Below are 24,172 nucleotides of genomic sequence, written 5' to 3'. Positions count from 1 at the left end.
AGCCGACACCGTCCGCGCCGCCGCACGCGCCGGCGTCGGCGCGCCTGCGTGGCAATCCCATCCGCTGCTGAGAACCTTTTTCACATGGTGTCCTCCGACGCTCCCGTGCTCTCCCGCCCCTCCGCCCGACCGGCCCTGTCGGGCGGGCCGGTCGACGTCACCGAGGCGTGGCTGCGTAACCGTCGGTTGTCCGAGCACACCCGCGACGCCTACCGGCGCGACGTCACCGGGTGGCTCGGCTGGTGCGCCGGCCGCGACCTGGATCCGCTGCGGGCCACCTTCCTGCACGTCAACGAGTACGCCCGCGCGCTGGAGTCCACTCTCGTCGCCCGTAGCGGCCGACCGTTGACCCCGGCGACAGTGGCCCGCCGGCTGTCGGCGCTGTCCAGTTGGTACGACTTCCTCGTCAAGCTCGGCGGCGTGCCGGCCAACCCGGTCTCCGGCGCGGACCGGCCCCGCGTCGACCGGGACCACTCCGCCACCGTCGGGCTCACCCCGGAGGAGGTGGACGCGCTGCTCACCGCCGCCGACGCGGAGACCGGCCCGACGGCGGCTCGCAACCGGGCGGCGATCGCGCTGCTGGCCGATCTGGGCCTGCGGGTCGGGGAGCTGGTCTCGCTGGACCTGACCGATCTCGGCACCGAACGCGGGCACCGCAGCGTGCGCTTCGTCGGCAAGGGCGGCAAGCAGCGTCGCCGCGCCCTCACCCCGGGCACCGCGTACGCCGTGGACGCGTACCTGGCCCAGCGGGCCGCCACCACCGGCGTGCCGGTGACACACCTGACCGGGCCTCTGCTGGTCACCGCCAGCGGCGCCCGGCTCGACCGGCACTCGGTGTTCCGGATGGTCCGCCGACTCGCCCGAGCCGCCGGCATCCCGGCCTGGGCGCGACTGTCCCCGCACTCGCTGCGCCACGCGTTCGCCACCACCGCCCGCTCCGAGGGAGTTCCCCTGGAGGACGTGCAGGACGCCATGGGCCACGCCGACCCGCGCACCACCCGCCGCTACGACCGGGACCGACACAACCTCGACCGCGACCCGGCGTACGCGGTGTGGGCCGCCCGGTCCCGCCGCCGCGGCTGACTGTCCGACCCCCGGCCTACGGTCGGCGGATGAGACACGGTCTGGAGATTCCCTGCGGCGGCGGCGACGTCGCGGTGTCCACCCTGGTCGAGCTCGGTGAGCTGGCCGAGAGCGCCGGATGGGACGGGGTGTTCCTGGAGGATTACGTGATCCACCACAGCGGCGACGACCCGTCCACCTACGACCCGTGGCTGGTGCTCACCGCGATCGCCGGGCGCACCGACCGGGTGCGGCTGGGCACCACTGTCACCGCGCTGCCCCGCCGCCGGCCGGCGAAGCTGGCCCGCGAGGTGCTGACCCTCGACCACCTGAGCGCGGGCCGGGCCACCGTGGCCGTCGGTGTCGGCGACCCCGGCGACCGGGGCCTGGCCGCGTTCGGCGAGCCGACCGAGATGGCCGTGCGCGCCGCGATGCTCGACGAGGGTCTCGACCTGCTGACCGGCCTGCTCGGTGGTGAGCGGGTCGATCATCGGGGCACCCACTACCGCGCCGAGCAGGTGGCGCTGCGCCCACCGCCCGTGCAGTCGCCTCGGGTGCCGGTGTGGGTCGGCGGCAGCACCCAGGCCGGGGCGGTGCGCCGCCGCGCGGCCCGCGCCGACGGCATCGTGCCGTACAAGCTCACCGACACCGACGGCTGGGCCGACTTCACCCCCGACGAGGTCCGCGACCTGGTCGCGGCGCTGCCCCCGACCCGGGCCGACGGCCAGCCGTTCGATGTGGCGATCGGCGGGCGGCGCCGCCGCCCGGACGAGCGCGCCGAGCGGGCCTACCGCCGTGAGCTGGCCGCCGCCGGGGCCACCTGGTGGCTGGAGTACGTCCCGGTCGACGACCCGGCGGCGATGCGCGCCGCGGTGGCCCGCGGCCCACTGCGCTGAGCGTCGCCGCAGTTCAGGCCTGCGGGCGGGGGCAGATGCAGAAGGGTTGCCCGATCGGGTCCAGCAGCACCACCCAGCGGTCGCCGCCGGGTTGGAACTCCGGCTTCGACGCGCCGGCGGCGACGAACTCCTTCTCGGCCACGGCCAGGTCGTCGACGTAGAGGTCGAGGTGGTAGCGCTTCTGCCCGGCCGGGTCCGGCCAGGCCGGTGGCTGGTAGCCCTCGACCAGGCCGAAACCGATGGACGCGCCACCGCCGCTGATCATCGCGTACTCGGCTTCGCTGTGGGTGATTTCCCAGCCCAGCGCTCGGTGGTAGAAGGCGGCGTGCGCGGCCGGGTCGGAGCTGTCCAGATTGACCATTGCGAGGTCGGCGGTTGTTGTCATGCGGGCAGTCTGCCCCGACGTACCTGCCACCCTGTGTCAGGTACGTCGGCGGTTCCTCGATCGAGCCGCAGCGACGGTCAGCAGAGCAGATCCAGGTGGTGGTGGGCGTCCTCGGCGATGTCCTCGTGCCGCAGCCACCGTCGCGCCCACAGCCGGGCGGCCAGTTCCGCCTGCTCGTCGCCCCAGGCGGCGTGCTCAACGAGCAGGGCGGCGGTCAGCGCGTACGCCAGGCGCAGCGCCAGGCCCCGCGCGCCGGCGAATACTCCGGCCGTGCCCGGGTCGGCAGTCACCGCCGCGATGGTGTCGCCCAGCTGCGCGGCGGCGGCGGCCAGGGTGTCGGCCAGCGCGGGCGACAGCGGCCGGGCCAGGTCGACGGCAGCGGCCAGTCGGCTCAGCAGTGGCGTCCCGGCGTCCTCCCGGCTCAGCGCCCGCAGCACGTCCAGGGCCAGCACGTTTGTGGTGCCCTCCCAGATCGGCAGCACCTGCGCGTCGCGCAGCAGCCGGGGCACGCCGGTGTCCTCCACGTAGCCGGCGCCGCCGAAGCTCTCCACGTACTCGCTCGCGGAGCTGACGGCGAGCCGCCCGGTGGCCAGCTTCGCCAGCGGCGCCACGATGCGCAGTTCCGCCGCGGCCTGCGGGTCGGCGCCCACCTCGACCCGTCCGAGCAGCGCGAACGCGTGCCCCGCGAGGGCGAACGCACCCGCCGCGTCGACCGCGAGGGTGCCCAGCGTGGCCCGGTGCAACGGCGAGGACGCCAACGCGCCACCCGCCACGTGCCGCGCGTCGGCGTACGCGCGGGCGTAGGCGAGGCCCCGTCGCATCCCGCCGGCCGCGGCGGCGGCGTTGTGCACCCGGGTCACCACGACCAGGGTCATCGCCCGGACCAGGCCGGGCACCGTCGGGTCGCCCAGCGGCACCGCGTACGCGTCGCGCAGACCGATCTCGGCGGTCGGCAGCGCCCGGGTGCCGAGCTTGTCCTTGAGCCGGTGCACGATGACGCCCGGTGCCGGCGCGTCCGGTGCACCGCCACCGATCAGCGGCGAGTCGACCGCGTAGCGGGGCACGAGGAACGGGGCGAGCACCCGGCTGCCCCGGCCGGCGCCCTCGGGGCGGGCCAGCGCCACCGCCATCGCGGCGTCGGCGGCCGAGCAGAACCACTTCTCCCCGGTCAGCCGCCACGACCCGTCGGCGGCGGGTCGGCCGATCGTGGCGGAGCGGCCCAGGTCGGAGCCGCCCTGCGACTCGGTCATCCACTGCCCACTGGTGATCGCCGTGGTCGGGTCGGTGGAGATCAGCCGGGGCAGCCACGCGTCGCGGACACCGGCGTCGACGTCGGGGAGGCTGAGCAGCGCCGCCGCACCGTCGGCCATCGCCACCGGGCAGGAGAAGGTCGCCGACTCCGGCCCGTACAGGTGCAGCAGCGCGTGTTGCACGATCCGTGCGGCGGCGCCCCAGGTGCCGCGCGCGTCGGGCAGGTAGGGCAGCGCCACCACGGCGTGGCGGGCTGCGGCGGCGCGCTGCGCCTGCCAGCCGGCGGACACCTCGATCCGGTCGACGCGGGCGCCCCACGGGTCGTAGCGGACCAGCGTCGGCGGATGCGCCTCGGCGTCGGCGTGCGCCGCTCGCAGCGGCCCGGTGACGTCGGCGGCCAGGTCGGCGAGGCGGCCCTTCGCGGCGGCGTGTCCGTCCGGGCCGAGGTGACGTTCCAGCCAGGACCGCAGCAGGGCGTCACCGGCGTACGGGTCGGCGGGTGGTGGTACCGGCTGCACGAAGCGGTTCATCGATCGGCTCCCTGGCGCTGCGGGGGGTGTGCGCCGACGGTAGACGATGCGTGGCCGCGTCGAATAGGGGCCCAGTTTCCGGCTTGTCACGCCCCACTGCGATGACCTTCTCTACGGTCGGTAGTCGTGGGTGCCGGTCAGTCGTGGAGCCGATCGGCCCGGCGACGCCGCCCGATGCACGCCGGGCTGGCCTTCGCCGGGTTCGGCATGGCGCTGTGCTGCGTCGGGGTGGCCGGGCTGGGGGCGTGGAACCTGCAGACGGTGCGGCAGGCCGCCGGCCCGATCCGGGAGACCGCCGACGGCTTCCTCAGCGAGGTGACACTCGGGGACAGCGACCAGGCGTACGAGCGGCTCTGTGCGGACGCGCGTACCCGGTGGAGTCCGGTCGGCTTCACCAGCTGGGTGCGTACGCCACCGATGGTGACCGACTACGAGATCACCGACGTGTCGGTGTCCACCAAGGGTGGGCGTCCACGCGGCACGGTGACCGTGAAGGTGACCCGCGACGGCGGCATCAGCGAGGAACGCCGTCTGCCGGTGGTCCGCGAGGACGGCGACTGGAGGGTGTGCGGTGACCCGTTCTGACCCGGCCGGCGAACCAGCGCACCCCGGGTGGCTGCGGAAGCGGCAGGGGGTCGAGCCGACCACCTCCACCGAACTCTTCTTCGACCTGGTGTTCATCTTCACGGTCACCCAGTTGTCGCACTACCTGATCGCGCACCCCGACTGGCGCGGCGCCGCACGTACCGCTCTGCTGTTGGCGCTGGTCTGGTTCGTCTGGATCTACACCACCTGGCTGACCAACTGGCTGCACCCGGACCGGGGTCCGGTACGGGCGATGCTGCTCGGGGTGGCGCTGGGCAGCCTGCTGCTGTCGGCGGCGATCCCGCAGGCGTTCGCCGGCACCGGCCTGCTCTTCGCGGTGGTCTACGTGACCGTTCAGGTGGGCCGCACGGTGTTCGCCCTGTGGGCCGTGCAGGGCACCCCGTGGCTGGTCGACGGCTTCCAGAAGTCGCTGCCGTGGATAGCCGGGACGTCGGTGCTCGTGGTGGTCGGTGGCCTCGTCGGTGGGGCCGTCCGGGAGGCGGTGTGGGCGGCGGCGGTCGTGCTGGACGTGGTGGGCCTGTTGATCGGCTACCCGCTGCCCGGGCGGGGGCGGAGTCGCCCCGAGCGGTGGATGGTGGAGGGTGGGCACCTGGCCGAGCGGTGCGCGGCGTTCGTGCTGATCGCGTTGGGCGAGTCGATCCTGGTCACCGGCACGACCCTCACGTCGCACGTCAACCGGGTGACGTCCGGGGCGTTCCTGCTGGCGTTCGCCGGGTCGGTGGCGCTGTGGTGGGTGTACTTCGCCCGGTCGGCTCCCGCCGCGACGGAGGTCATTGCCCGCGCCGGTGTACGCACCGGCGCGTTGAGCCGGGTGGGGTTCAACTACCTGCACCCGGTGATCGTCGCGGGCGTCATCGTGACCTCGGCGGGCGACGAGCAACTCCTGCGTGAGCCCGGTGCCCCCGCCACCATGGCCGCCGCGCTGTTCACTCTGGGCGGCCCGGCGCTGTTCCTCGCCGGACACGCCGCCTACCAGGCGCTGCTGTGGCGGGCCGTGCCGACCAGCCGGATCGCGGCGGTGCTGGTGCTGCTGGCGTTGGTGCCGGCCGCTGTGGCGCTGAGGGCGTCCGTCGCGGTGTGCGCCGCCGCGGCGGTGGCGGTGACCGTCGCCGTGATCATGATCGACCGGTCGGTGGGGTGGGGTCAGTCGCGGGGGCCGAGGTCACCGCTGCGGTAGTGCCGGCGGCAGAGCACCTGGTAGCGCACCTCGGCGGTGTCGACGGTGTCGCCGATGACGACCTGCGCGCCCTCGCGGACGACCCGATCGTCGACGACCCGCGCGTTGAGCAGGCCCTCGCGGCCGCACCAGCAGAGCACCTCGACCTGGATGCGGGCCACCTCGTCGGCCAACTCGAACAGGCGTTGCGCGGCGGGGAACAGGCAGGACCGGAAGTCGGTGGCGAGGCCGAACGCGAACACGTCCACGTCGTAGCTGTCGACCAGCTCGGCCATCTGCTCGACGTGCTCGACGGTGTAGAAGCACGCCTCGTCGCAGATCAGGTAGTCGACGCGGACCCCGTCGGCCCAGCGGCCGCGGACGAGCGCCCGCAGGTCCAGGTCGTCGGTGACCTCGATGGCCTCGTGGGCCAGGCCGATGCGGGTGGTGACCTGCGGGCCGAGCGACCTGTCGATGCGGGTGGTGACCAGCCCACGCCGGCCCTGCCGGGCGTGGTTGTAGTTCATCTGCAACGCCATCGTGGACTTGCCGCAGTCCATCGGACCCCAGAAGAACTTCAACGCCGCGGCGTGTACCGGACGACCGTCGAGCCCGCGCGCGGCCGCGCACCCGGCCGGTGCGTGCGGCTGGCCGGGGAAGGGGTGGGCCAGGCAGGTCGGGGCGGCAGCGGCGTCGTCGGTCACGGTCGGGCAGCCTAGCCGATCGACCAGTCCGAATCTGTCAGGTGCGGGATGCGTGCTCAGAGCACCCGGGGTGGGGTGTTGCCGGCGGCGACGATGGCCCGGCGGATGGGCACGGCGGCCAGCAGCAGGAACCCGACCACGAAGAAGATCAGCAGTGAGACCAGGCCCACGCGGTAGGAGGCGGTGAGTTGGAACACGAGCCCGAACGCGAGGGGGCCGAGCCAGCTGGTGCCCTTGTCACTGATCTCGTAGAAGCCGTAGTACTCGCCCTCCTTGCCGGCGGGGATGAGCTGGCTGAACAGTGATCTGCTCAGCGCCTGGCTGCCGCCGAGGACCAGGCCGATAGCGGCGCCGAGCACCATGAACGGCACCGGCGCCTCGGCGGGCAGCCGGAACGCGCCGAGGATCACACCGGTCCACAGCACCAGGCTGAGCAGCACCGTCTTCCACGCGCCGATGCGCCGGGCGAGTGCGCCGAGGCTCAGCGCGCCTCCGAAGGCGAGGAACTGCACCAGCAGGATGGTGACGATCAGGGTGCTCTGCTCCAGCCGCAGCTCCTCGGTGCCGTACTGGCTGGCGAGGGTGATGACGGTCTGGATGCCGTCGTTGTAGACGAGGAACGCGAGCAGGAAGAACAACGTCAGCGGGTACGCCTTGACTTCGCGCAGGGTGTGGCCGAGCTGCCGGAACCCGTCGGTGAGCACGTTGCCGCGTGCCGCCAGGGCCGCCGCGGCGGGCCGTTCGCGCAGCCAGCGCAGCGGCACCAGCGTGAACGCGGCCCACCACACCCCGGCGGAGACGATCGACCAGCGGGCCAGGTCCAGGGTGCGTTGCGGGTTGTCGTCCTCGCTGAGCACGGTTACCGCGACCAGGTTCAGCGCCAGCAGCACGCCACCGCCGAGGTAGCCCAGCGCCCAGCCGCGGCTGGAGATGCCGTCGCGCTCGTCGGGGCCGCCGAGCTGCGGCAGGAACGAGTTGTAGACCACGACCGCCGCGCCGAAGGAGATGTTGGCGACCAGGAACAGCGCCCCGCCGAGGAGGTAACGGTCGCCGGTGACGAAGGCCATCGCGATGGTCGCGGCCGCGCCGGTGAACGCGGCCCCGCCGAGCAGCCGCTTCTTGTGCGCCGACCGGTCGGCGATCGCCCCGATGACCGGCAGCACGAACACGGTGAGGAACACCGACAGCGAGATGAGGTACGGGTAGTACGAGCCGGCCGCGACACGGATGCCCAGCGGGTGCACGTACCCGTCGCAGGTGTCGGTGCCCAGTTCGCAGCCGGCGGCCAGCTCGGCGACGGTGGTCAGGAACGGGCCGAGGAACACGGTGATCACCGTGGTCTGGAAGGCGGAGTTCGCCCAGTCGTAGATGTACCAGCCGCTGCGCTCGCGGCGGGTGCTCGCCGGGGGCGGGGTGTCGTCCACCGTGGGGGTCACGGTCTCGGCCATCGGGGGTCCTTCGATGATGGTCAGGCGGCCCAGTGGCCGCGGCTGCGGTAGACGTCGCGCAGCACGCCGACGTGATCGGTCATGATGCCATCCACGCCACGATCCAGTAAGTCGTGCATCTGGGCGGGTTCGTCGATCGTCCAGACGTGCACCTGCAGTCCGAGGCGGTGGCAGTAGTCGAGGAACCGGCGGTCCACCACCGGCACCCGCCCGTAGCTCGGTGGCACCTGTGCGGCGACCACCGACGGCGGCAGCCGCAGCGGACGCCCGTGCAGGGAGGCGAGCCGCAGCCGGGCGACCCCGCGCATGCCGAGGCTGGTGGCGACCCGTCCCTGCGTGAGCGCCCGCAGCCGGGTCAGCCGGGCGTCGCTGAACGAGGCGAGCAGCACCCGGTCGTCGGCGCCGGCCCGGGACACCGTCGCGACCGTCGGCGCGACGCCGCCGTCGGCCTTCACGTCGATGTTGAAGCGGACCCGCGGCCAGGCGCCCAGGACCTCGTCGAGCCGGGGTACGACGGCGGCGCCGCCGACGCGTACCGAGGCGAGGTCGGCCCAGCGCAGGTCGGCGATGCGCCCCGCCTCCCCGGTGACCCGCGCGAGCGTCGGGTCGTGGAAGATCACCGCCACCCCGTCGGCGGTGGCGTGCACGTCGGTCTCCACGTACCGGTAGCCCAGCCCGATGGCCCGGGCGAACGCCTCGGTGGTGTTCTCGTCGCCCTCGGCGGCACCGCCGCGATGGGCGAACGCCAGTGGCGCGGGCGCGTCCAGATAGCCGAATCGGGTCAGCACGCGACGCAGTATGCCCCCGGTTGGTGGCCTGCGGATGGCCGGCCGGCGTCTGTCGCCCTCTCGCGCGGGACCTGGCGGCTGTCAGCCCACGGGGGTGCCGACACCGCCGTGCTCCAGGGTGGCGCGCAGCCGTGCGAGCGTGGAACCGAGTTCCGTGACCTGGGCCGGGGCGATCGACCGACCGATGTGCGTGGCCAGGTGTTCCTGGAAGGTGCCTTCGGCGTCACCGACGAGTTGCGTGCCCTGCGGGGTCAACTCCAGCAGCAGTGACCGGCCGTCGGCGGGGTTCGGCACGCGCCGCACCCAGCCCCGGGCCTCGAGCCGGCCCACGCCCTTGCTGGTCGCCCCGACCCCGATAGCGAAAAACTCGGCGAGATCGGCGACCCGCGAACCAGGATGGTCACGTAGGTAGATCAGAAACTCGAACTGCGACGCCACGATGCCGTGCTCGCGGCGCAACGTGTCGTTCAACGCGTTGTAGAGCCGCGTCTCGCAGCGGACCAGGTCACTGAAGACCTGAGCGAGTGTGGCGGGCCCGACACCGGAAAAAGATGCCGTGGCAGATATATTAGCTTCCACGGCAGCTACTTTATCGCCTGTGGGAGGCGTCGGACATGAGCAGGGAACAGCGCGCGGCGATCGGCGCCATGCTGGGCGACGGGCCCAAGGACTTCGTGCCGGAGCCGGTCGAGACGATGCGGGAGAGCTTCGCCGCGCTCATGGCGCAGTTCCCGGTTCCTGCGGCGCGGACCTCGGAGCTGACCCTGGGCGGCCGTCCCGCGGTGCTCGTCGAACCGGAGGGCGAAGCCCGCCCCGGCACGATCCTGTACTTCCACGGCGGCTCGTTCGCGGTCGGATCTCCGCGGACCGCGATGGGCCTGACCGCGAGTCTGGTCACGCGCACAGGAATGCGGGCCTTCTCCCTCGACTACCGGCTGGCTCCGGAGAACCCGTTCCCGGCCGCGATCGAGGACTGCCTCGCGGCGTACCGGTCCCTGCTCGACAGCGGCGTCGCCGCCGAGTCGATCGCGTTCGCCGGCGATTCCGCCGGTGGCGGCCTCACGGTGACCACCACCCTCGCCGCCCGAAACGCCGGACTGCCTCTGCCGGGCGCGCTCGTCGCGTTCTCGCCGGGCCTGGACCACACCCGCACGGGCGAGTCGATGGACACCAAGGAGGGCATCGACCCGTTCTTCACCCGAGAGGGCATGGCCCACACGGCCGGGTTCTACCTCGCCGGCCAGGACCCGAACCAGGAGCTCGCCGCGCCCGCCGTGCTCGCCGACCTGGCCGGCTTCCCGCCGATCCTGCTGCAGGTCGGCACGAACGAACTGCTGCTCGACGACTCCGTCCGGCTGGCGAAGCGCGCCCGCGACGCCGAGGTCGACGTCATCCTCGACATCACCGCCGGCGTTCCGCACGTCTTCCAGTCCTTCATCGGCCAGCTCGACGAAGCCGACCACGCCCTGGACCGCGCCGCCCTGTTCATCACGCAGCGACTACAGACCCTCTGAGCGTCCTGAGCGCGCACGGCGTCCGCACGGGGCGTCAGCCGCAGATCAGGTCGTCCAGCAGGGTCATCTGCCGCTGGATGACCGCCACCGCCGGGCCCGGGTCGGCCAGTTCGGTGGCCAGGTACAGGACAGTCGAGCGGCGCCCGTCCGGGCTGACCGCGGCGAGGGTGCTCATCCCGGGCATGGAGCCGACGTGCGCCCAGGAACCGCCGCACCGGTTGGGTATCCACATGACGCCAAGCCCGTACCGGATGCCCGGCCGGATGCCCTGGAACCCGTCGGCCAGCACGGTCCGGCGCAGTTCGGCCAGTTGCGCGGGCCGCAGGAGCTGACCGTGGCCGACCGCCTGCCAGAAGCGGGACAGGTCGGTGGGGGTGCTGACCAGGCCGCCCGCCGAGGCCGTCACCGTCGGATTGAACACGGTCGTGTCGACCAGCGGCCCGCCGGGCGCGAACTGCCGGTACCCGTCGGCGTGCGGCTGGGGAAGCGTCGGCCGGTCACCCGGGTAGAACGTGTGGGTCAGGCGCAGCGGCAGCAGGATCCGGGAGCGTACCTCGGTGTCCCACCGGTGTCCGGTGACGCGTTCGACGAGCATCCCGGCCAGCAGGTAGTTGGTGTTCGAGTAGCTCCAGCCGGTACCGGCGGCGAACAGCGGCGCGTGCCGCATCGCGGTCGCCACCTGCTGCGCCTCGGTGTAGTGGTCGAAGCGGTGCGTCAGGAACTCGTCGGCCGACCGCAGGGCGGCGAGGTCGCCGGTGGCGTCGTAGAGGCCGCTGGTGTGTTGCAGGAGTTGGCGAACGCTGACGTGCCGACCGTCGTTGCCGGTGCCGGTGACGACGCCGGGCAGCCAGCGTTCGATCGGGTCGTCCAGTCGGATCCGGCCCTCGCCGACGAGTTGCAGCACCACTACCGACACGAACGTCTTCGTGGTGCTGCCGATCCGAAAGTACCCGTCGACAGGCATCGGCGCGCCGGTGTCCAGGTCGGCCACCCCGCTGCGCGCCACTGTCACCTGGCCCCCGTCGCGGACCAGGCCCTGCGTCCCGGACACACCCAGGCCGTGCAATTCGTCCAGGCCCTCCTGGAGCACCGTGGCCGTCGACAGGTGATCCGGGGTGGGCGGTGCGGCCGACCCGGCCGCCGGGCCGACGGTGGTGGCCAGCACTGCCGCGACGGTCGTGGCCGCCACGACGCCGCGCCATCGCACTGCCTTGCGTACTGCGAAAACCACGCTCACCTCACGGCTCCCTTCGGGACAACACTGTGCCCAAACGGTATGAAGAGCCTCGATGTGCGCACCAACCGGGAAACCCCAGCTTCGACGTGGGGGTTAGCCCCCAGCCACGGCGTCAGCGCGCGTCGGTGCCGACCTGCGAACTGAGGTGGCGCAGGACCGCGAGGACGCGGCGGTTGTCGGCCTCGTCCGGGGGCAACCCCAGCTTGTCGAAGATGCTCGCGACGTGCTTCTCGACGGTTCCGCCGGTCACCGTGAGCGCGTCGGCGACGCCGGCGTTCGAGCGCCCCTCCGCCATCAACGCGAGCACGTGGCGCTCGCGTGGGGTCAGCGCCGCCACGCCGCCGGCTCGGCGGCTGACGCGCAGCAGTTGACCGACGACCTCCGGGTCGAGCGCCGTGCCGCCCGTCGCGACCCGTTGTAGCGCGTCGGCGAACTCCGCGACGTCGGCCACCCGTTCCTTCAGCAGGTACCCGACGCCCGCCGCGTTGCCCTCCAGCAACCGGGCCGTGTACGTGGTCTCGATGTACTGCGACAGCACCATCACCCCCGTGCGGGGGTGCTGGCGGCGGATCTCGAGTGCTGCGCGCAGCCCTTCGTCGGTGTGGGTGGGCGGCATCCGGATGTCGGCGACCACGACGTCTGGTTGATGCTCGGCCACCGCGGCCAGCAGCGTCTCGCCGTCGCCCACGGCGGCGCACACCTGGTGGCCGTGGTCCTCGATCAGGCGGGTGAGCCCCGCCCGGAACAGGGCGGCGTCCTCGGCGATCACCACGCGCACCCTCATGCGCGCAGGGGAAGCTCGACGGTGATCGTCGTCGGGCCACCGGGCGGGCTCGCGATGCTCAGCGTGCCGTCGACCACGGCGACCCGTTGCGCCAGCCCGGACAGGCCGGTGCCCCGGTTCGGGTCGGCGCCGCCGGTGCCGTCGTCGGCGACGCTGAGCCGCAGCACTCCGGGCCCGCCTGTCACCCGCAGGGCGATGGTGTTCGCGAAGCTGTGCTTGGCGGCGTTGGCCAGTAGTTCGGCGGCGCAGAAGTACGCGATGCTCTCGATCGCGGGGGTGGGCCGGACCGGGATGCCGATCTCCAGCTCGACCGGGATCGCACTGTCGGCGGCCAGCGAGGCGAGGGCGTCGGGCAGCCCGGAGTCGAGCACCGGCGGGTGGATCCCGCGAGTCAGAGCGCGCAGTTCGCCGAGGGCGTCCTTGGCGTTGCGCAGCGCGGCGTCGACCAACTCGCGGACGGCGGCGGCGTCCGCGACCTCGTCGCCGTCGCCGAGCTTGCGGCGGGCCATGCCGAGGTTCATGGCCAGCGTGGCCAGCCGGATCTGCGCGCCGTCGTGCAGGTCGCGTTCGAGCCGGCGCAGCAGGGCGGCAGAGTCGTCCACCGCTGATGCCCGGCTCAGCTCCAGCTCGTGGACCCGTTGCGCCAGCGGCCCCGGCCCGAGCAGACCTCGGATCAGCCAGGCATCGGCGGACGTGGCGGCTCTGGTCACCCACGGCGCGGCCAGCAGCATCGCCGCTCCCGACGCGGCGGCGGCGAACGTGCCGCCGAGGGTCGCGACGCGGAACGTGCCGTCGCCGAACAACCCGAACGGCGTGAACACCGGCACCGGGTCCAGTCGGACCTCCGGCGGGTGGTTGCGGAAGGCCCCCCACAGCAGCGGGTAGCTCAGGTTGACCAGCCCGCCGATCCAGAAGAACAGGGCGTACAGCTCGATCAGGCTGGCCGGCAGCTTGGCCAGCAGATAGCCGACGACCCGCCAACCGGCCCCGTCGCGGGAGCCGGGCCAGGTCCGACCGGCGGGGCTCGCGCGCACCGGCGGCGGTGCCGCGACCCGCACCCCGAGCAGCCGGGCCGCGAGCATGCGGTGCAGTGCGCCGAGCCTGCGGGCCGCCGTCGTCGAGACCAGCAGCACGGCCAGCGATCCCACGCTGACGACGGCGATGGCCAGGTCGGTCGGGGTGGGGTTGTCCCGCCCGCCATTGCTGACGAACCAGCTCAGGTCCACCGCGACAACGAAGAGTGCCACCGGGTTGAGCACGATGAACGGCAGCCCGGCGACGCAGAACACCAGCTCGCGGCCCGCACGCTTTCGGAACGGGGCCACGGCCGCCGCGCGGTCGCCCCGCCACGAACGCCTGCCCTGCCGGCGGTCGTCCGGCGGCAGGCCCGCGCTCGGCGCGCGTACCGGAAGGCCCATGCCCGTCATCCTCCTCGCCGCCCGCCCGGCCTCCTGCCCACGCGTCCCAACCGCCGACGGCCGGTGCGACCACGGCGTACGGGCACCGCACACCGGCCATCGGTTCGTGTCGCCGGGTGACGTCGCGGGCCCGGGTCCTGCGATCGTCGTGTGTCCGTCGGCGGCACGAGAGATGACGCTAGGCGCGCGGTTGTCCGCGCAGAAGCCGGCTGGCAGCCGTCGTGCACTGGGGGATTTCCCCCAGACCGGCCGACGCGGGCGGACGGTGGTCGGCGGTGGCGTGCACGTCGGCTTCCGGCGTTTGTCGCCCTCTTGGCGTCAGGCCAGCCAGCCGCTGGTCAGCCGGGCGACCGCGGCGCCGTCGAGGTCGGCGAGTTTGACTCCGACGAACTGTCGGGCGCCGTCGGAGGTCTGCGCCCGCACCGGCGGCGTCGGGTCGGTCAGCGCGGCGAGCACCACCGCCGCGGCGTCGGCGGGGGACTGCGCGGCGGCGAACGCCTGCCCGGTGCGGGCCAGGTATGCGCGGAGCGCCGGCCCGTACGGCCCGGCGGCGGCGATGGCGGCGTCGGCGTCGATGGCGATGTTGGTGACGAACTCGCTGGCCACCGCGCCCGGCTCGACGAGTGTGACCCGTACGCCGGTGGTGGCGGCGAGCGGGGCGAGGGACTCCATGTACCCCTCGACGGCGAACTTCGCCGCGCAGTACGCCTCGTTGAACGGCTGCCCGACGATCCCGCCGACGCTGGAGACGGTCACGAGGCGGCCCCGGCTGGCCCGCAGGTGGGGTAGGGCGGCGCGGCTGACGTGCAGGACGCCGAAGAAGTTGACCTCCATGACGGCCCGGACGTCGTCGACGGTGTCCTGTTCCAGGGTGCCGACGTGCCCGGCGCCGGCGTTGTTGACCACGGCGTCGAGTCGGCCGTACGCGCCGATCACGTCCTCGACGCAGCCGTCGACCGCGGCCGGGTCGGTGACGTCGAGTGGGCGTACGTCGATCAGGTCGGCGACCCCGGCGGCGCTGGCGGCCTCGCGCAGCCGGTCGGCGCGGGCCACGTCGCGCATGGTGGCGACGGTGCGCCAGCCGGCGCTGGCACAGGCGAGCGCGATCTCCAGCCCGATGCCGGTGGACGTTCCGGTGATCAACACCGTCTGCTCGCTCATGCGTCTGCCTTTCGTCGCGGGGCTGCGGGCGGATTCGCTCCTGGACCCCGCCGCAACAGGTTAAGGGCACGGTTGGTGATCGACTCGGTTTCCTGAAAAGCGCGGTGTCCGCGGCTGTTGAGGCCCCGGTTTCCAGGAAGCCGAGTTGATCTCGGAGTCTGCGTCAGGCTGAGCGGCGGCGGTGCGCCCGGCTGGTGTCGGCGGGGCGGCCGGGGTCGACGTGGCGGGGCCGCTCGGGTTCGTCGGGGCGCAGTGGGGCGAGGGTGTCGGTGAGCGCGTCGACGATCCGGTCGGTGGCCCGGCGGGCGGCGCCGGGGTTCGCGGCCGCCGTCTCGCCCAGGTCGACGGTCGCGCCGAAGTGCACCCGGATCACCGGGCGGCGCCACAGCGCGCGGGCGACGCCGCGCAGCATGCCCTTCGGCGCCCGGTAGGGCAGCACCTCGTGTGCGCCCCATTGGGCGACCGGGATGACGGGGGCGCCGCAGGCCAGCGCGAGTCGGGCGGCGCCGGTCTTGCCGCGTTCGGGCCACATGCCGGGGTCCAGGCCGATGCGTCCCTCGGGGTAGATGAGGATCACCGAGCCGGCCGCGACGGCGGTGGCGGCGTCGTCGAGGGCCCGGTGCACGGCGCTGGTGCCCCTGTCGACCCGGATGTGCCCGGCGTGCCGCATGGCGGCGCCGAGCACCGGGACGCGGAACAGCCCGGCGGTCGCCATGATCCGCGGGGCGATGCCGCGGGTCTGGCAGGCGGCGACCATCACCACCGGGTCGAACGGGCTGATGTGGTTGGCGGCCAGTACCAGGGGACCGCGGCGCAGGTGCGCGGGGACGTCGCCGGTGACCTCGAGGCGGGCGAGCAGGCCGACCAGGGCGCGGGCCAGCAGGAGGGCGCCTCGCCAGATCGGCGGCGGCTGCCAGGGGGAGTGTGCGGTGTCCATCAGCGCGCCATCGTCGCACGCGGCGGGGTGGTCGCGAGGTCGGGTCGGGGTGATCAGGGTCATGGCTGCGGGCGGTGTCGGGCCACCCAAGCGTCTACGACGAGCAGTAGTATTTACTACGTCTGGTAGTACGAATGGCAGGGGGTTCTCAGGTGGACGCGTTGGACGTTGCCCGCTGGCAGTTCGGTGTCACCACCGTCTACCACTTTCTCTTCGTGCCGCTGACCATCGGCCTGTCGGTGCTGGTGGCCATCCTGCAGACGATGTGGCACCGCACCGGCAACGAGCGCTACCTCAAGCTCACCAAGTTCTACGGCAAGCTCTTCCTGATCAACTTCGCCATGGGCGTGGTCACCGGCATCGTGCAGGAGTTCCAGTTCGGCATGAACTGGAGCGACTACTCCCGCTTCGTCGGTGACATCTTCGGCGCGCCCCTGGCCATCGAGGCGCTCGTCGCGTTCTTCCTCGAATCCACCTTCATCGGCCTGTGGATCTTCGGTTGGGACCGGCTGCCCAAGCGGGCGCACCTGGCCAGCATCTGGGCCGCCGCGATCGGCACCAACCTGTCCGCGTACTTCATCCTCGCGGCCAACTCGTTCATGCAGAACCCGGTCGGCTTCCGGATCAACCCGGACAGCGGCCGCGCCGAACTGACCGACTTCCCGGCCGTGCTGACCAACAAGGTCGCCCTGATCACCTTCCCGCACACCCTGGCCGGCTCCTTCCTGGTCGCCGGGTCCCTGATCGTCGCGGTCGGCCTTTATCACGTCATCCGCCACCGCGACTCCGCCGACGCCGGCGCGTACCGCTTCGCCACCAAGTTCGGCTCCTGGGTGGTGCTGGTCGCCTCCGCGGCAGTGCTGTTCACAGGCGACATCCAGGGCAAGATCATGACGGACGTGCAGCCGATGAAGATGGCCGCCGCCGAGGGCCTCTACACCACCGAGAGCCCCGCCTCGTTCTCCGTGCTCACCATCGGCAGCCTCGACGGCAGCCGCGAGGTGTTCGCCCTCAAGATCCCCTACCTGCTGTCGTACCTGGGCACCGGCGACCCGCACGGCACCGTGCACGGCATCAACGACCTGCAGGCCCAGTACGCCACCCAGTACGGCGCGGGCAGCTACACCCCGATCATCCCGGTCACCTACTGGAGTTTCCGCTTCATGGTCGCCTTCGGGCTGGCCGCCGGTGCGATCGCACTGCTGGTGCTGTGGAGCCAGCGCAAGGGCCGCACCCCCCGCAGCAAATGGCTGCTGCGTGCCGGGCTGGCCATGCCTGTGCTGCCGCTGCTGGCCAACTCCTTCGGCTGGATCTTCACCGAGATGGGCCGCCAGCCGTGGATCGTCTTCGGCGAGATGCTCACCCGCAACGGCGTGTCCCGCAGCGTCTCGCTGGCCGAGGTGCTCACCTCGTTCACCGCCTTCACGCTGATCTACGCCACCCTCGCCGTGATCGAGGTCAAGCTGCTGCTGCGCTACGCCAGGGCCGGCGTGCCCGACGTCAGCGAGGAGCACCCCATCGACGACACCCACGACGACGCCGAGCGTCCGCTCGCCTTCGCCTACTGATCCCGGAGCCCATCGTGGACCTGACCACCATCTGGTTTCTCCTCGTCGCCGTGCTGTTCACCGGGTACTTCATCCTGGAGGGCTTCGACTTCGGCGTCGGCATGCTGCTGCCCGTCCTGGGCCGCGACGACAGGGAGCGCCGCGTCCTGATCAACACCATCGGCCCGGTCTGGGACGGCAACGAGGTGTGGCTGATCACCGCCGGCGGCGCCATGTTCGCCGCGTTCCCCGAGTGGTACGCCACCCTGTTCTCCGGGTTCTACCTGCCGCTGCTGCTGATCCTGCTGGCCCTGATCGCCCGGGGCGTGGCCTTCGAGTACCGGCACAAGCGCCCCGAGGCGTCCTGGAAGCGCCGCTGGGACACGGCGATCGTGGTCGGCTCGGTGGTGCCGGCGATCCTGTGGGGCGTCGCCTTCGCCAACATCCTGCGCGGTGTGCCGCTGGACGCCGACCACGAGTACGTCGGCGGCCTGCTGGACCTGCTCAACCCGTACGCCCTGCTGGGTGGCGCGACGACCCTGGCGCTGTTCGCCACCCACGGCGCGGTGTTCCTGGCCCTGAAGACCACCGGTGACATCCGCGAGCGCGCGGGCGCCCTCGCGGTGCGCCTGGGTGTCGGCGCCGCCGTGCTCGCGGTCGGGTTCCTCACGTGGACGTTGAGCATCCGCTCCAGCGCGGCCGCCGTCGTGCTCGCCGTCGGCGCGGCCCTCGCTCTGCTCGGCGCGCTGGCCGCCGCCCGGGTACGCCGGGAGGGCTGGGCGTTCACCGGCACCGCCGTGGCGATCGGCCTGGCCGTGGCGACCCTGTTCGCGGCGCTGTTTCCGAACGTGCTGCCGTCCACCCTGGACGCGGCGGGCACGCTGACGGCCACCAACGCCGCGTCCACCCCCTACACCCTGAAGATCATGACCTGGGTGGCGGTGATCTTCACTCCGGTCGTGCTGGGCTACCAGGCCTGGACGTACTGGGTGTTCCGCAAGCGCATCGGCGTGGCCAACATCCCGCAGCACTGACCGGGTGGGCACCGTATCGGCGACGTTGCGGGATCCCGCGCAGGGGACACCGCGACGTCGGCGATATCGCGTCGATCACACCGCCGCGTTCTCGCTAGGGTGTGCCGATGCCCGCCGCCGTGCACGTTCGTGAACTCGACCTCGCCGACCTCGACGCCGCCTGGGAGCTGGGCCGGTTCGCGTTCGGCTCGACCTCGGAGCGACCCGCCAGCACCACCGTCGCGGTGCCCGGCATGACCCGCCACGGCGCGTTCGACGCCAGCGGTCGGCTCGTCGGCAAGGCCGTCGACCTGCACCACGACCAGTGGTGGTCGGGTCGGACGGTGCCGGCCGCCGATGTCGCCGGAGTAGCGGTCGCCCCCGAGGCCCGGGGTCGCGGCGTGGCCCGTGCCCTGCTCACCGCCCTGCTACGCGGCGCCCGCGAGCGCGGCGCGGCGGTCAGCGCCCTGTACCCGACCGTCGCCGCCCCGTACCGGGCCTGCGGGTGGGAGACCGCCGGTGTGCTGCGTACCGTCGACCTGGCCACCGCCGCGCTGCCCCGGCACCGGCCCTCCCCGCACCTGACGGTCCGCGCCGGCACACCCGCCGACCTGCCCGCCGTCGCCGCCCTCTACGAGCGCGTCACCCGACACCGCAACGGCATGCTGACGCGCCGGGGTGAGCTGTTCGACCACTTCGCCGCCGACCGGGGTCTGCCCGGCGACGGGCTCACACTCGTCGAGGCCGCAAGCGACCTGGTCGGCTACGCCACCTGGCAGCGGGGCAGCGGCTACGGCGCGGACTCGGTGCTCACCGTCGACGAGGCCCTCGCCACCACCGCCGAAGCGGCCCGCGAACTCGTCGGAGTGCTCGCCAGCTGGGCCAGCGTCGCACCGACGCTGCGACTGTGCCCGCTCGACGGCGACGCCGTCAGCGCCGTCCTGCCGCTGGAGGCGGCACGTGACCACGAGCGGGACCTGTGGATGCACCGGCCGGTGGACGTCGTCCGGGCGGTGGCCGAGCGCGGCTGGCCCGCCCACGCCCGGGGTGTCGTCGACTTCACCCTCACCGACGCGCTCGCCGAGTGGAACACCGGCACGTGGCGGTTGACGGTCGTCGACGGCGCCGCCGAGCTGACCCGGATCGACTCCGCGCCGGACCTGCGGTTGGACGTACGCGGTTTCGCCATGCTCTACGCCGGGGCCGCCCGCGCCCGGTCGGTCGCGCAGGCGGGTCTGCTGCACGCCACCGGTGTCGAGCCGGACGCCCTGGACCTGCTGGGCGCCGGCGGTCCGGCGCAGCTGCTCGACTACTTCTGACCGGCGGCGTGCTGACAGCTGCCCGGTACGGTGTGCCGATGGAAATTCTGGCGCAGGTCCGTTCCGGCGCGCCTGTGGAGCGGCTGCTCGGCCACCCCCGCCTGCCGCTGGTGGCCGGGTGGGACGCCGAACGTCCGACGATCCGGATCTGGGAGTACGGCGACGGGCAGGTGCGTGAGGTCGGGATCGTGGGCGCGGATTCGGCTGTCTACGACGACGCCATCGGTTATGACCGGGACCGGCTGACACCGTCTGCCACCTGGCATCCGAGCGAGCCGCTGCTGGTGGTGGCGGTTGGCACCGGCACGACCTGCTGGACACCCACCGCAACCTCGGCGATCGACGGCCTGCCGCCGAGTGAGTACCGGGAAGTGGCCTTCAGCCCGGACGGTCGGACGCTCTGGTTGTCACCCGCCGGCGGGGAGGAGGGCTGGGAGAGCTCCATCGCGCGCGACCTCGCCTCCGGGGCAACCTCCATCGGGCCAGGATGGGACACCGGGATCGTGGGGCATCCGGGGGGTGGTCTCGTGTCCACCCTGAACAGCGATCAGGGTGCCACGCTGGTGCTCTTCGCCCGAGACTCCGGGCCCGTACTGCGGCCGCTGCGCCGAGCGCTGATCCTCGACTGCGACGGCTACGAGGCTCCGACCTTCAGCCCGGACGGGCGGCACTTCGCGGTGCGGGGGAACGCCTACGACAACTCCCTCGAGGTCTTCGAGTTCCCCTCGCTGCGCCGCGTCCTCGGCATGACCCTCGGGCGGCCCTGCCCGGGGTACCCGTACCCGCAGGAGTGGCTGGACGAGATGAACTCCTGGTCCCGCCACAACGTGGTGTTCGGGCCGGTGCCCGGCGTCCTCTGGATCGGGACACCCGAGGGTGTCGTCGTCGAGCTGACGATCGACGGGGAGCAGGTGACCGAGCACCAGGTGCTGCCCGGGTCCGCGGTCACCGCGCTGACGGCCACCGCCACCGGTGCACTCCTCGTCGCGGGCCGTGACGGCGAGCTTGTGCTGCTGTCGGTGGGCAGTGCCGCCCCGAGCGAGGCGGCCACGGCCGCGGTGACCGAGTTCCTCGCCGGCACCTCCGAGGCCGCCGACCTGGACATGGACCACCTTGACCTCACCGACGGGACACGGACCTGGCAGGCGGGCGACCTGGAAACGGTCACCGAACACTCCACAGGCGACCCGTCCTGGCTGCGGGTCCGGGCCAGCATGAACCAGCTCGCCTGAGCGGCTACGGCGGCCGTCAAGATGAGGATCGCGCCGGTCAGGTGGGGTTCGCCGCCAGTTCGGCGTTCGCTCGCTGGGTGATCAGAGTGAGCACCCGGGCGGCGGCGCTGGCCTCGTCGGCAGGGATGTCCCCGTACAGCCGGGCGGTGATGCCCGCGACGGCGTCGGCGATGCGGGCCTGCGTGGCGCGCCCGACGTCGGTGAGTCGCACGGACGCCTCGTCGAGGTGCGCGAGGTCGGCGTCGGCGAGGCTGGCGATCATCTCGCGCACGGCCGGTTCGTCGACCTTGAGGGTGCTGGTGATCCGGCGCACGAGGTGAGCCGCCTCGACGGGGCCGGCGGCGAGGACGTTGAGGGCGAGGACCTGGCCGAAGTTGACGCCGAGGGGCGCGGCGGCCCGTTCGAGCAGCGCCCGGGTGGCGTAGTGGGCCTGGCCGATGGCCTGGCCGGTGAGGGTGGGAGTGGACATGACGCCTCCTGGAAAACATTGGCCTAACCAACGTTGGTAGAGCCAACGTAACATGGTTCGTGGGTCGCGCCAACGATTCCTGTTAGGCTCCCGCCCATGGACGCCACCGCCCCGCAGTCACCCGCCGGGCTGCGCACCACACCGAGCTGGCTGCTCAACCAGACCGCCAGCCACGCCGGCCGCCTACTCGCCGAGGGCTTCGCCGCCCACGACCTGCGCGGCTACCACTACCGGCTGCTCGCCGCGCTGGCCGAGGACGGCCCCGCCAGCCAGGCCGACCTCGGCCGCCGCTGCGGCATCGACCGCAGCGACGTCGTGGCCGCCGTCAACGACCTGGCCGGTCGGGGACTCGTCGTCCGCGCCCCCGACCCGGCCGACCGCCGCCGCAACGTCATCAGCCTCACCGACAGCGGCGCCGACGAGGCCCACCGGATGACCGACACCGTCACCCGCGCACAGGACGACCTGCTCGCCCCCCTGTCCACCGCCGAACGCGTCGAGCTGACCCGACTGCTCACCCGGCTGCTGGACCACCACACCCGACGCTGAGCACCGCTCAGCGGGCCTCGCGCAACTCCGCCAGCCGCGCCTCGATCTCGGCCAACTCCGCGCGCAGCTTCTCGGCCTGCTGCTCCGCCTCGGCCCGCTCGGTGCCGAGGATCTGCTCCACCGCCTCCTGCACACCCGGCACGTCGACAAGCGCCACCATCTTCAACGCCTCCGCCGGCTTCACCACGTACGGCTTCGCCAGGGCCTTGCTGCCCTGCTGCGCGGCGACAGTCCACTCGCCGTCGGCGTACGCCAGCGTCACCGTGAGGCCCGCGGGCCCCTTCGGCTTGACGGCCTTGACCGCCCGCCGCGCCGGCGTCGCCTTCTCCGCCTGCTCCACCTTCGGCTCCTCCTGTCGCTGCGCCGGCACCCGCGGCGTGTCCAACACGAACTCCGGCTCGGCCACCACCGGCGCCGCCGGCGGCTCCGGCTCCGCTTTCGGCTCCGCCACCCGACGACCCGCGCCCTTGGGCGCCACCGCCAGATCGGCGGGGGAGAACGGCAACTCGTCGCGGCCGAAACGCACCACCACGAACTCGTCGGACACCTCGGGATCGGTCAGCTCGACGACCTGACCGACCTGACCGGCGATCTGCCCCGCCGACGCGGTGAACACCACCCGCGGCTTACGACCGGCCGCCAACGCCTCCCGGATGCTCTGCACCTCGTCAGTGGACAAACCCTGGCCGGCATCCATCACAACCCTCTTCCGTACACCTGTTTGATTGCTGTCTTGATACCAGCCGCCTGCGACACCCGCCGCAAGGGGGTCAGGGCCTAGCCGCCCAGCGCCCGCAGCGCCCGGTCCGCGTGGTCGTTCATGCTGACCTCACTGTGGATCACCTCGATGACCCGCCGGTCCGCGCCGATCACGAACGTCATCCGCTTCGTGCTCAACGGCCCCAGCGGCACCCGCCGCTTGACCCCGAACGCCCGCGCCACCGCCCCGTCGGAATCCGAGAGCAACGGATAGTCGAAACCGTGCAGCGTCGAGAACTCCGCCTGCTTCGCCACCGAATCACGGCTGATGCCCACCCGCGACGCGCCCAACGCCGTGAACTCCGCGCCCAGGTCCCGGAAGTGACAGCTCTCCGCCGTGCACCCCCGGGTCATCGCCGCCGGATAGAAGAACAGCACCACCGGACCCGCCGCCAGGAACTCCGACAGCCGCCGCGGCGTCCCCGTCTCATCCGGCAGCTCGAAGTCCTCCACGACATCGCCGACACCCACACCCGCCACCGCGCACCTCCGTTGTCCGATCGAACGCGCGGTGAGCGTAAGCGATCACACCCAGAGGGCCAGCACCTCGTCGGCCACCGTCGCCGCCTGCGCCCAACCGGCCCGCGCCGCGCCGGCCCGCCGCGCCGGATCCAGCACGTCGCGGCCGATCGCCGCACGCGCCGCCGCGTCCGGCGTCACCACCACCACCCGCGACCCGGCCGCCTCCAGCTCGGCCACCTGCGCCGCCAGCCGCGGCATCGGCCCGAACGACGCCGACGTCGGCGCGAGAACCAGCACACGCCGCGCGCCCGCCGCCAGGTCCGCGTTCACGCTCGAGCGCATCCCACCGTCGACGAAACGACGCGCCCCGATCGTCACCGGCGGCCACACCCCGGGCACCGCGCAGCTCGCGCCCACCGCGTCCACCAACGACACCCCGTCGGTGCCTTCGAACACCACGAACTCACCCGACGCCGCGTCGACAGCCGTCACCAGCAGCCGCCGCCGCGGCCACTCCCGGACCGGCAACCGGGCCTCGATCACCGCCCGCTGCGACGCCTCCGACGGCGTACGCGCCGCCACCGCCATCGCCCCGATACGCGCCCTCGACCGCACCGCGTCACGCGTACGGCCACCGGCCCACAGCAGTCGCGCCACCACCCACAACCCCAACCGCGCCGCCGTCTCACCCGTCGGCGGCGCCAACTGCTCCTCGTACAACCCCCGCAGCGGCACCCCCGAGCGCACCTGCGCGCCGACCACCGAACCCGCCGACGTGCCCACCACCAGATCGGCCTCGGCGACCGCCACACCCCGCTCGGCCAACGCGGCCAGCAGTCCCAACTCCCATGCCACCCCGGTCACCCCGCCACCGCCGAGCACCAACGCCCGCCGCATGTGACCCTCCTCTCGACGACCGACCCGCGCCGGTCACGGTAACGTCGG

The 24,172-nt window shown here is 72.8% G+C and carries 25 protein-coding genes; 10 read left to right on the top strand and 15 right to left on the bottom strand.

What is annotated here, in order from left to right; all coding sequences use genetic code 11:
- The first annotated feature begins 84 nt into the window (after positions 1–84).
- Both AB0K10_RS21255 and AB0K10_RS21250 read left to right on the top strand, forming a co-directional pair.
- Entirely contained in the window at positions 85–1,083 is a 999-nt protein-coding gene (locus tag AB0K10_RS21255) for a tyrosine-type recombinase/integrase (protein WP_363685895.1), read from the top strand.
- 29 nt (positions 1,084–1,112) lie between these two features.
- Positions 1,113–1,958: an LLM class flavin-dependent oxidoreductase gene (locus AB0K10_RS21250; RefSeq protein ID WP_363685893.1), complete on the top strand. Its 846-nt coding sequence runs from the start codon at positions 1,113–1,115 to the stop codon at positions 1,956–1,958.
- A gap of 13 nt (positions 1,959–1,971) precedes the next feature.
- On the opposite strand, the gene AB0K10_RS21245 is transcribed toward AB0K10_RS21250, so the two are convergent.
- Both AB0K10_RS21245 and AB0K10_RS21240 read right to left on the bottom strand, forming a co-directional pair.
- A complete protein-coding gene (locus tag AB0K10_RS21245) occupies positions 1,972–2,343 on the bottom strand; it encodes a VOC family protein (protein ID WP_363685891.1) in 372 nt (123 codons plus the stop codon).
- 77 nt (positions 2,344–2,420) lie between these two features.
- Positions 2,421–4,124, bottom strand: coding sequence for an acyl-CoA dehydrogenase family protein (locus AB0K10_RS21240; RefSeq protein WP_363685889.1), 1,704 nt, complete (start codon positions 4,122–4,124; stop codon positions 2,421–2,423).
- Between the two features lie 174 nt (positions 4,125–4,298).
- On the opposite strand from AB0K10_RS21240, the gene AB0K10_RS21235 reads away from it, so the two are divergent.
- Together AB0K10_RS21235 and AB0K10_RS21230 are read left to right on the top strand one after the other, a co-directional pair.
- A complete protein-coding gene (locus AB0K10_RS21235) occupies positions 4,299–4,709 on the top strand; it encodes a hypothetical protein (RefSeq protein ID WP_363686180.1) in 411 nt (136 codons plus the stop codon).
- Positions 4,696–5,907, top strand: a complete 1,212-nt coding sequence (locus AB0K10_RS21230) for a low temperature requirement protein A (protein WP_363685887.1) — start codon at positions 4,696–4,698, stop codon at positions 5,905–5,907. The genes AB0K10_RS21235 and AB0K10_RS21230 overlap by 14 nt, the downstream gene beginning before the upstream one ends.
- On the opposite strand, the gene AB0K10_RS21225 is transcribed toward AB0K10_RS21230, so the two are convergent.
- The 4 genes from AB0K10_RS21225 to AB0K10_RS21210 all read right to left on the bottom strand — a co-directional run bounded on the left by AB0K10_RS21225 (position 5,874) and on the right by AB0K10_RS21210 (position 9,405).
- A complete protein-coding gene (locus AB0K10_RS21225; RefSeq protein WP_363686178.1) occupies positions 5,874–6,467 on the bottom strand; it encodes a thymidine kinase in 594 nt (197 codons plus the stop codon). The two genes, AB0K10_RS21230 and AB0K10_RS21225, sit on opposite strands and share 34 nt — an antisense overlap.
- Before the next feature lie 179 nt (positions 6,468–6,646).
- Entirely contained in the window at positions 6,647–8,038 is a 1,392-nt protein-coding gene (locus AB0K10_RS21220) for an MFS transporter (RefSeq protein ID WP_363685885.1), read from the bottom strand.
- A 20-nt stretch (positions 8,039–8,058) separates the two neighbouring features.
- Positions 8,059–8,826: a glycerophosphodiester phosphodiesterase gene (locus AB0K10_RS21215; protein WP_363685883.1), complete on the bottom strand. Its 768-nt coding sequence runs from the start codon at positions 8,824–8,826 to the stop codon at positions 8,059–8,061.
- Between the two features lie 81 nt (positions 8,827–8,907).
- Positions 8,908–9,405 carry a MarR family transcriptional regulator gene (locus AB0K10_RS21210; protein WP_363685881.1) on the bottom strand — a complete coding sequence of 166 codons (498 nt, stop codon included), beginning with the start codon at positions 9,403–9,405 and terminating at the stop codon, positions 8,908–8,910.
- Between the two features lie 35 nt (positions 9,406–9,440).
- Between AB0K10_RS21210 and AB0K10_RS21205 the strand changes: the two genes are divergently transcribed.
- The gene (locus AB0K10_RS21205) at positions 9,441–10,340 is read left to right on the top strand and encodes an alpha/beta hydrolase (RefSeq protein ID WP_363685879.1); all 900 of its coding nucleotides are present in this window, start codon (positions 9,441–9,443) and stop codon (positions 10,338–10,340) included.
- A 34-nt stretch (positions 10,341–10,374) separates the two neighbouring features.
- Here AB0K10_RS21205 and AB0K10_RS21200 read toward each other — a convergent pair whose 3' ends face one another.
- From AB0K10_RS21200 to AB0K10_RS21180, 5 genes are all read right to left on the bottom strand, one after another.
- On the bottom strand, positions 10,375–11,577 hold the full coding sequence (locus AB0K10_RS21200; protein WP_363685877.1) for a serine hydrolase domain-containing protein: 1,203 nt from the start codon (positions 11,575–11,577) through the stop codon (positions 10,375–10,377).
- 112 nt (positions 11,578–11,689) lie between these two features.
- Positions 11,690–12,355, bottom strand: coding sequence for a response regulator transcription factor (locus tag AB0K10_RS21195; protein WP_363686176.1), 666 nt, complete (start codon positions 12,353–12,355; stop codon positions 11,690–11,692).
- 2 nt (positions 12,356–12,357) lie between these two features.
- Positions 12,358–13,779 carry a sensor domain-containing protein gene (locus tag AB0K10_RS21190; protein ID WP_363685875.1) on the bottom strand — a complete coding sequence of 474 codons (1,422 nt, stop codon included), beginning with the start codon at positions 13,777–13,779 and terminating at the stop codon, positions 12,358–12,360.
- A 318-nt stretch (positions 13,780–14,097) separates the two neighbouring features.
- Complete coding sequence (locus AB0K10_RS21185; RefSeq protein ID WP_363685873.1) at positions 14,098–14,940, bottom strand: SDR family oxidoreductase; 843 nt, start codon at positions 14,938–14,940, stop codon at positions 14,098–14,100.
- A gap of 163 nt (positions 14,941–15,103) precedes the next feature.
- Complete coding sequence (locus tag AB0K10_RS21180) at positions 15,104–15,877, bottom strand: lysophospholipid acyltransferase family protein (protein WP_363686174.1); 774 nt, start codon at positions 15,875–15,877, stop codon at positions 15,104–15,106.
- 152 nt (positions 15,878–16,029) lie between these two features.
- On the opposite strand from AB0K10_RS21180, the gene AB0K10_RS21175 reads away from it, so the two are divergent.
- The 4 genes from AB0K10_RS21175 to AB0K10_RS21160 all read left to right on the top strand — a co-directional run bounded on the left by AB0K10_RS21175 (position 16,030) and on the right by AB0K10_RS21160 (position 20,988).
- Positions 16,030–17,445, top strand: coding sequence for a cytochrome ubiquinol oxidase subunit I (locus AB0K10_RS21175; RefSeq protein ID WP_363685871.1), 1,416 nt, complete (start codon positions 16,030–16,032; stop codon positions 17,443–17,445).
- 14 nt (positions 17,446–17,459) lie between these two features.
- On the top strand, positions 17,460–18,458 hold the full coding sequence (cydB, locus tag AB0K10_RS21170) for a cytochrome d ubiquinol oxidase subunit II (RefSeq protein WP_363685869.1): 999 nt from the start codon (positions 17,460–17,462) through the stop codon (positions 18,456–18,458).
- A gap of 107 nt (positions 18,459–18,565) precedes the next feature.
- Positions 18,566–19,756 (top strand): GNAT family N-acetyltransferase, encoded by a 1,191-nt coding sequence (locus tag AB0K10_RS21165; protein WP_363685867.1) that lies wholly within the window; start codon positions 18,566–18,568, stop codon positions 19,754–19,756.
- A 38-nt stretch (positions 19,757–19,794) separates the two neighbouring features.
- Positions 19,795–20,988: a hypothetical protein gene (locus AB0K10_RS21160; RefSeq protein WP_363685865.1), complete on the top strand. Its 1,194-nt coding sequence runs from the start codon at positions 19,795–19,797 to the stop codon at positions 20,986–20,988.
- Between the two features lie 37 nt (positions 20,989–21,025).
- On the opposite strand, the gene AB0K10_RS21155 is transcribed toward AB0K10_RS21160, so the two are convergent.
- On the bottom strand, positions 21,026–21,457 hold the full coding sequence (locus tag AB0K10_RS21155) for a hypothetical protein (RefSeq protein WP_363685864.1): 432 nt from the start codon (positions 21,455–21,457) through the stop codon (positions 21,026–21,028).
- A gap of 96 nt (positions 21,458–21,553) precedes the next feature.
- On the opposite strand from AB0K10_RS21155, the gene AB0K10_RS21150 reads away from it, so the two are divergent.
- Positions 21,554–22,006, top strand: coding sequence for a MarR family transcriptional regulator (locus tag AB0K10_RS21150; protein ID WP_363685862.1), 453 nt, complete (start codon positions 21,554–21,556; stop codon positions 22,004–22,006).
- 7 nt (positions 22,007–22,013) lie between these two features.
- Here AB0K10_RS21150 and AB0K10_RS21145 read toward each other — a convergent pair whose 3' ends face one another.
- The 3 genes from AB0K10_RS21145 to AB0K10_RS21135 all read right to left on the bottom strand — a co-directional run bounded on the left by AB0K10_RS21145 (position 22,014) and on the right by AB0K10_RS21135 (position 24,124).
- A complete protein-coding gene (locus AB0K10_RS21145) occupies positions 22,014–22,703 on the bottom strand; it encodes a hypothetical protein (RefSeq protein ID WP_363685860.1) in 690 nt (229 codons plus the stop codon).
- 80 nt (positions 22,704–22,783) lie between these two features.
- Positions 22,784–23,245, bottom strand: coding sequence for a peroxiredoxin (locus AB0K10_RS21140; RefSeq protein ID WP_363685859.1), 462 nt, complete (start codon positions 23,243–23,245; stop codon positions 22,784–22,786).
- A gap of 45 nt (positions 23,246–23,290) precedes the next feature.
- Positions 23,291–24,124 (bottom strand): patatin-like phospholipase family protein, encoded by an 834-nt coding sequence (locus AB0K10_RS21135; RefSeq protein ID WP_363685857.1) that lies wholly within the window; start codon positions 24,122–24,124, stop codon positions 23,291–23,293.
- Positions 24,125–24,172: the final 48 nt, after the last annotated feature.

It is taken from the genome of Micromonospora sp. NPDC049274 (assembly GCF_040678875.1).
Taxonomy (GTDB): domain Bacteria; phylum Actinomycetota; class Actinomycetes; order Mycobacteriales; family Micromonosporaceae; genus Micromonospora.
Note: the sequence above shows the minus strand (reverse complement) of the source record. Positions and strands in the feature narration are given on the sequence as shown.

Bases quoted from the DNA above. Each gene is read 5' to 3' on its own strand.
- AB0K10_RS21255 (WP_363685895.1), top strand. From the start codon at position 85: ATGGTGTCCTCCGACGCTCCCGTGCTCTCCCGCCCCTCCGCCCGACCG.
- AB0K10_RS21250 (WP_363685893.1), top strand. From the start codon at position 1,113: ATGAGACACGGTCTGGAGATTCCCTGCGGCGGCGGCGACGTCGCGGTG.
- AB0K10_RS21245 (WP_363685891.1), bottom strand. From the start codon at position 2,343: ATGACAACAACCGCCGACCTCGCAATGGTCAATCTGGACAGCTCCGAC.
- AB0K10_RS21240 (WP_363685889.1), bottom strand. From the start codon at position 4,124: ATGAACCGCTTCGTGCAGCCGGTACCACCACCCGCCGACCCGTACGCC.
- AB0K10_RS21235 (WP_363686180.1), top strand. From the start codon at position 4,299: ATGCACGCCGGGCTGGCCTTCGCCGGGTTCGGCATGGCGCTGTGCTGC.
- AB0K10_RS21220 (WP_363685885.1), bottom strand. From the start codon at position 8,038: ATGGCCGAGACCGTGACCCCCACGGTGGACGACACCCCGCCCCCGGCG.
- AB0K10_RS21205 (WP_363685879.1), top strand. From the start codon at position 9,441: ATGAGCAGGGAACAGCGCGCGGCGATCGGCGCCATGCTGGGCGACGGG.
- AB0K10_RS21190 (WP_363685875.1), bottom strand. From the start codon at position 13,779: ATGGGCCTTCCGGTACGCGCGCCGAGCGCGGGCCTGCCGCCGGACGAC.
- AB0K10_RS21185 (WP_363685873.1), bottom strand. From the start codon at position 14,940: ATGAGCGAGCAGACGGTGTTGATCACCGGAACGTCCACCGGCATCGGG.
- AB0K10_RS21180 (WP_363686174.1), bottom strand. From the start codon at position 15,877: ATGGACACCGCACACTCCCCCTGGCAGCCGCCGCCGATCTGGCGAGGC.
- AB0K10_RS21165 (WP_363685867.1), top strand. From the start codon at position 18,566: ATGCCCGCCGCCGTGCACGTTCGTGAACTCGACCTCGCCGACCTCGAC.
- AB0K10_RS21160 (WP_363685865.1), top strand. From the start codon at position 19,795: ATGGAAATTCTGGCGCAGGTCCGTTCCGGCGCGCCTGTGGAGCGGCTG.
- AB0K10_RS21155 (WP_363685864.1), bottom strand. From the start codon at position 21,457: ATGTCCACTCCCACCCTCACCGGCCAGGCCATCGGCCAGGCCCACTAC.
- AB0K10_RS21150 (WP_363685862.1), top strand. From the start codon at position 21,554: ATGGACGCCACCGCCCCGCAGTCACCCGCCGGGCTGCGCACCACACCG.
- AB0K10_RS21145 (WP_363685860.1), bottom strand. From the start codon at position 22,703: ATGGATGCCGGCCAGGGTTTGTCCACTGACGAGGTGCAGAGCATCCGG.
- AB0K10_RS21135 (WP_363685857.1), bottom strand. From the start codon at position 24,124: ATGCGGCGGGCGTTGGTGCTCGGCGGTGGCGGGGTGACCGGGGTGGCA.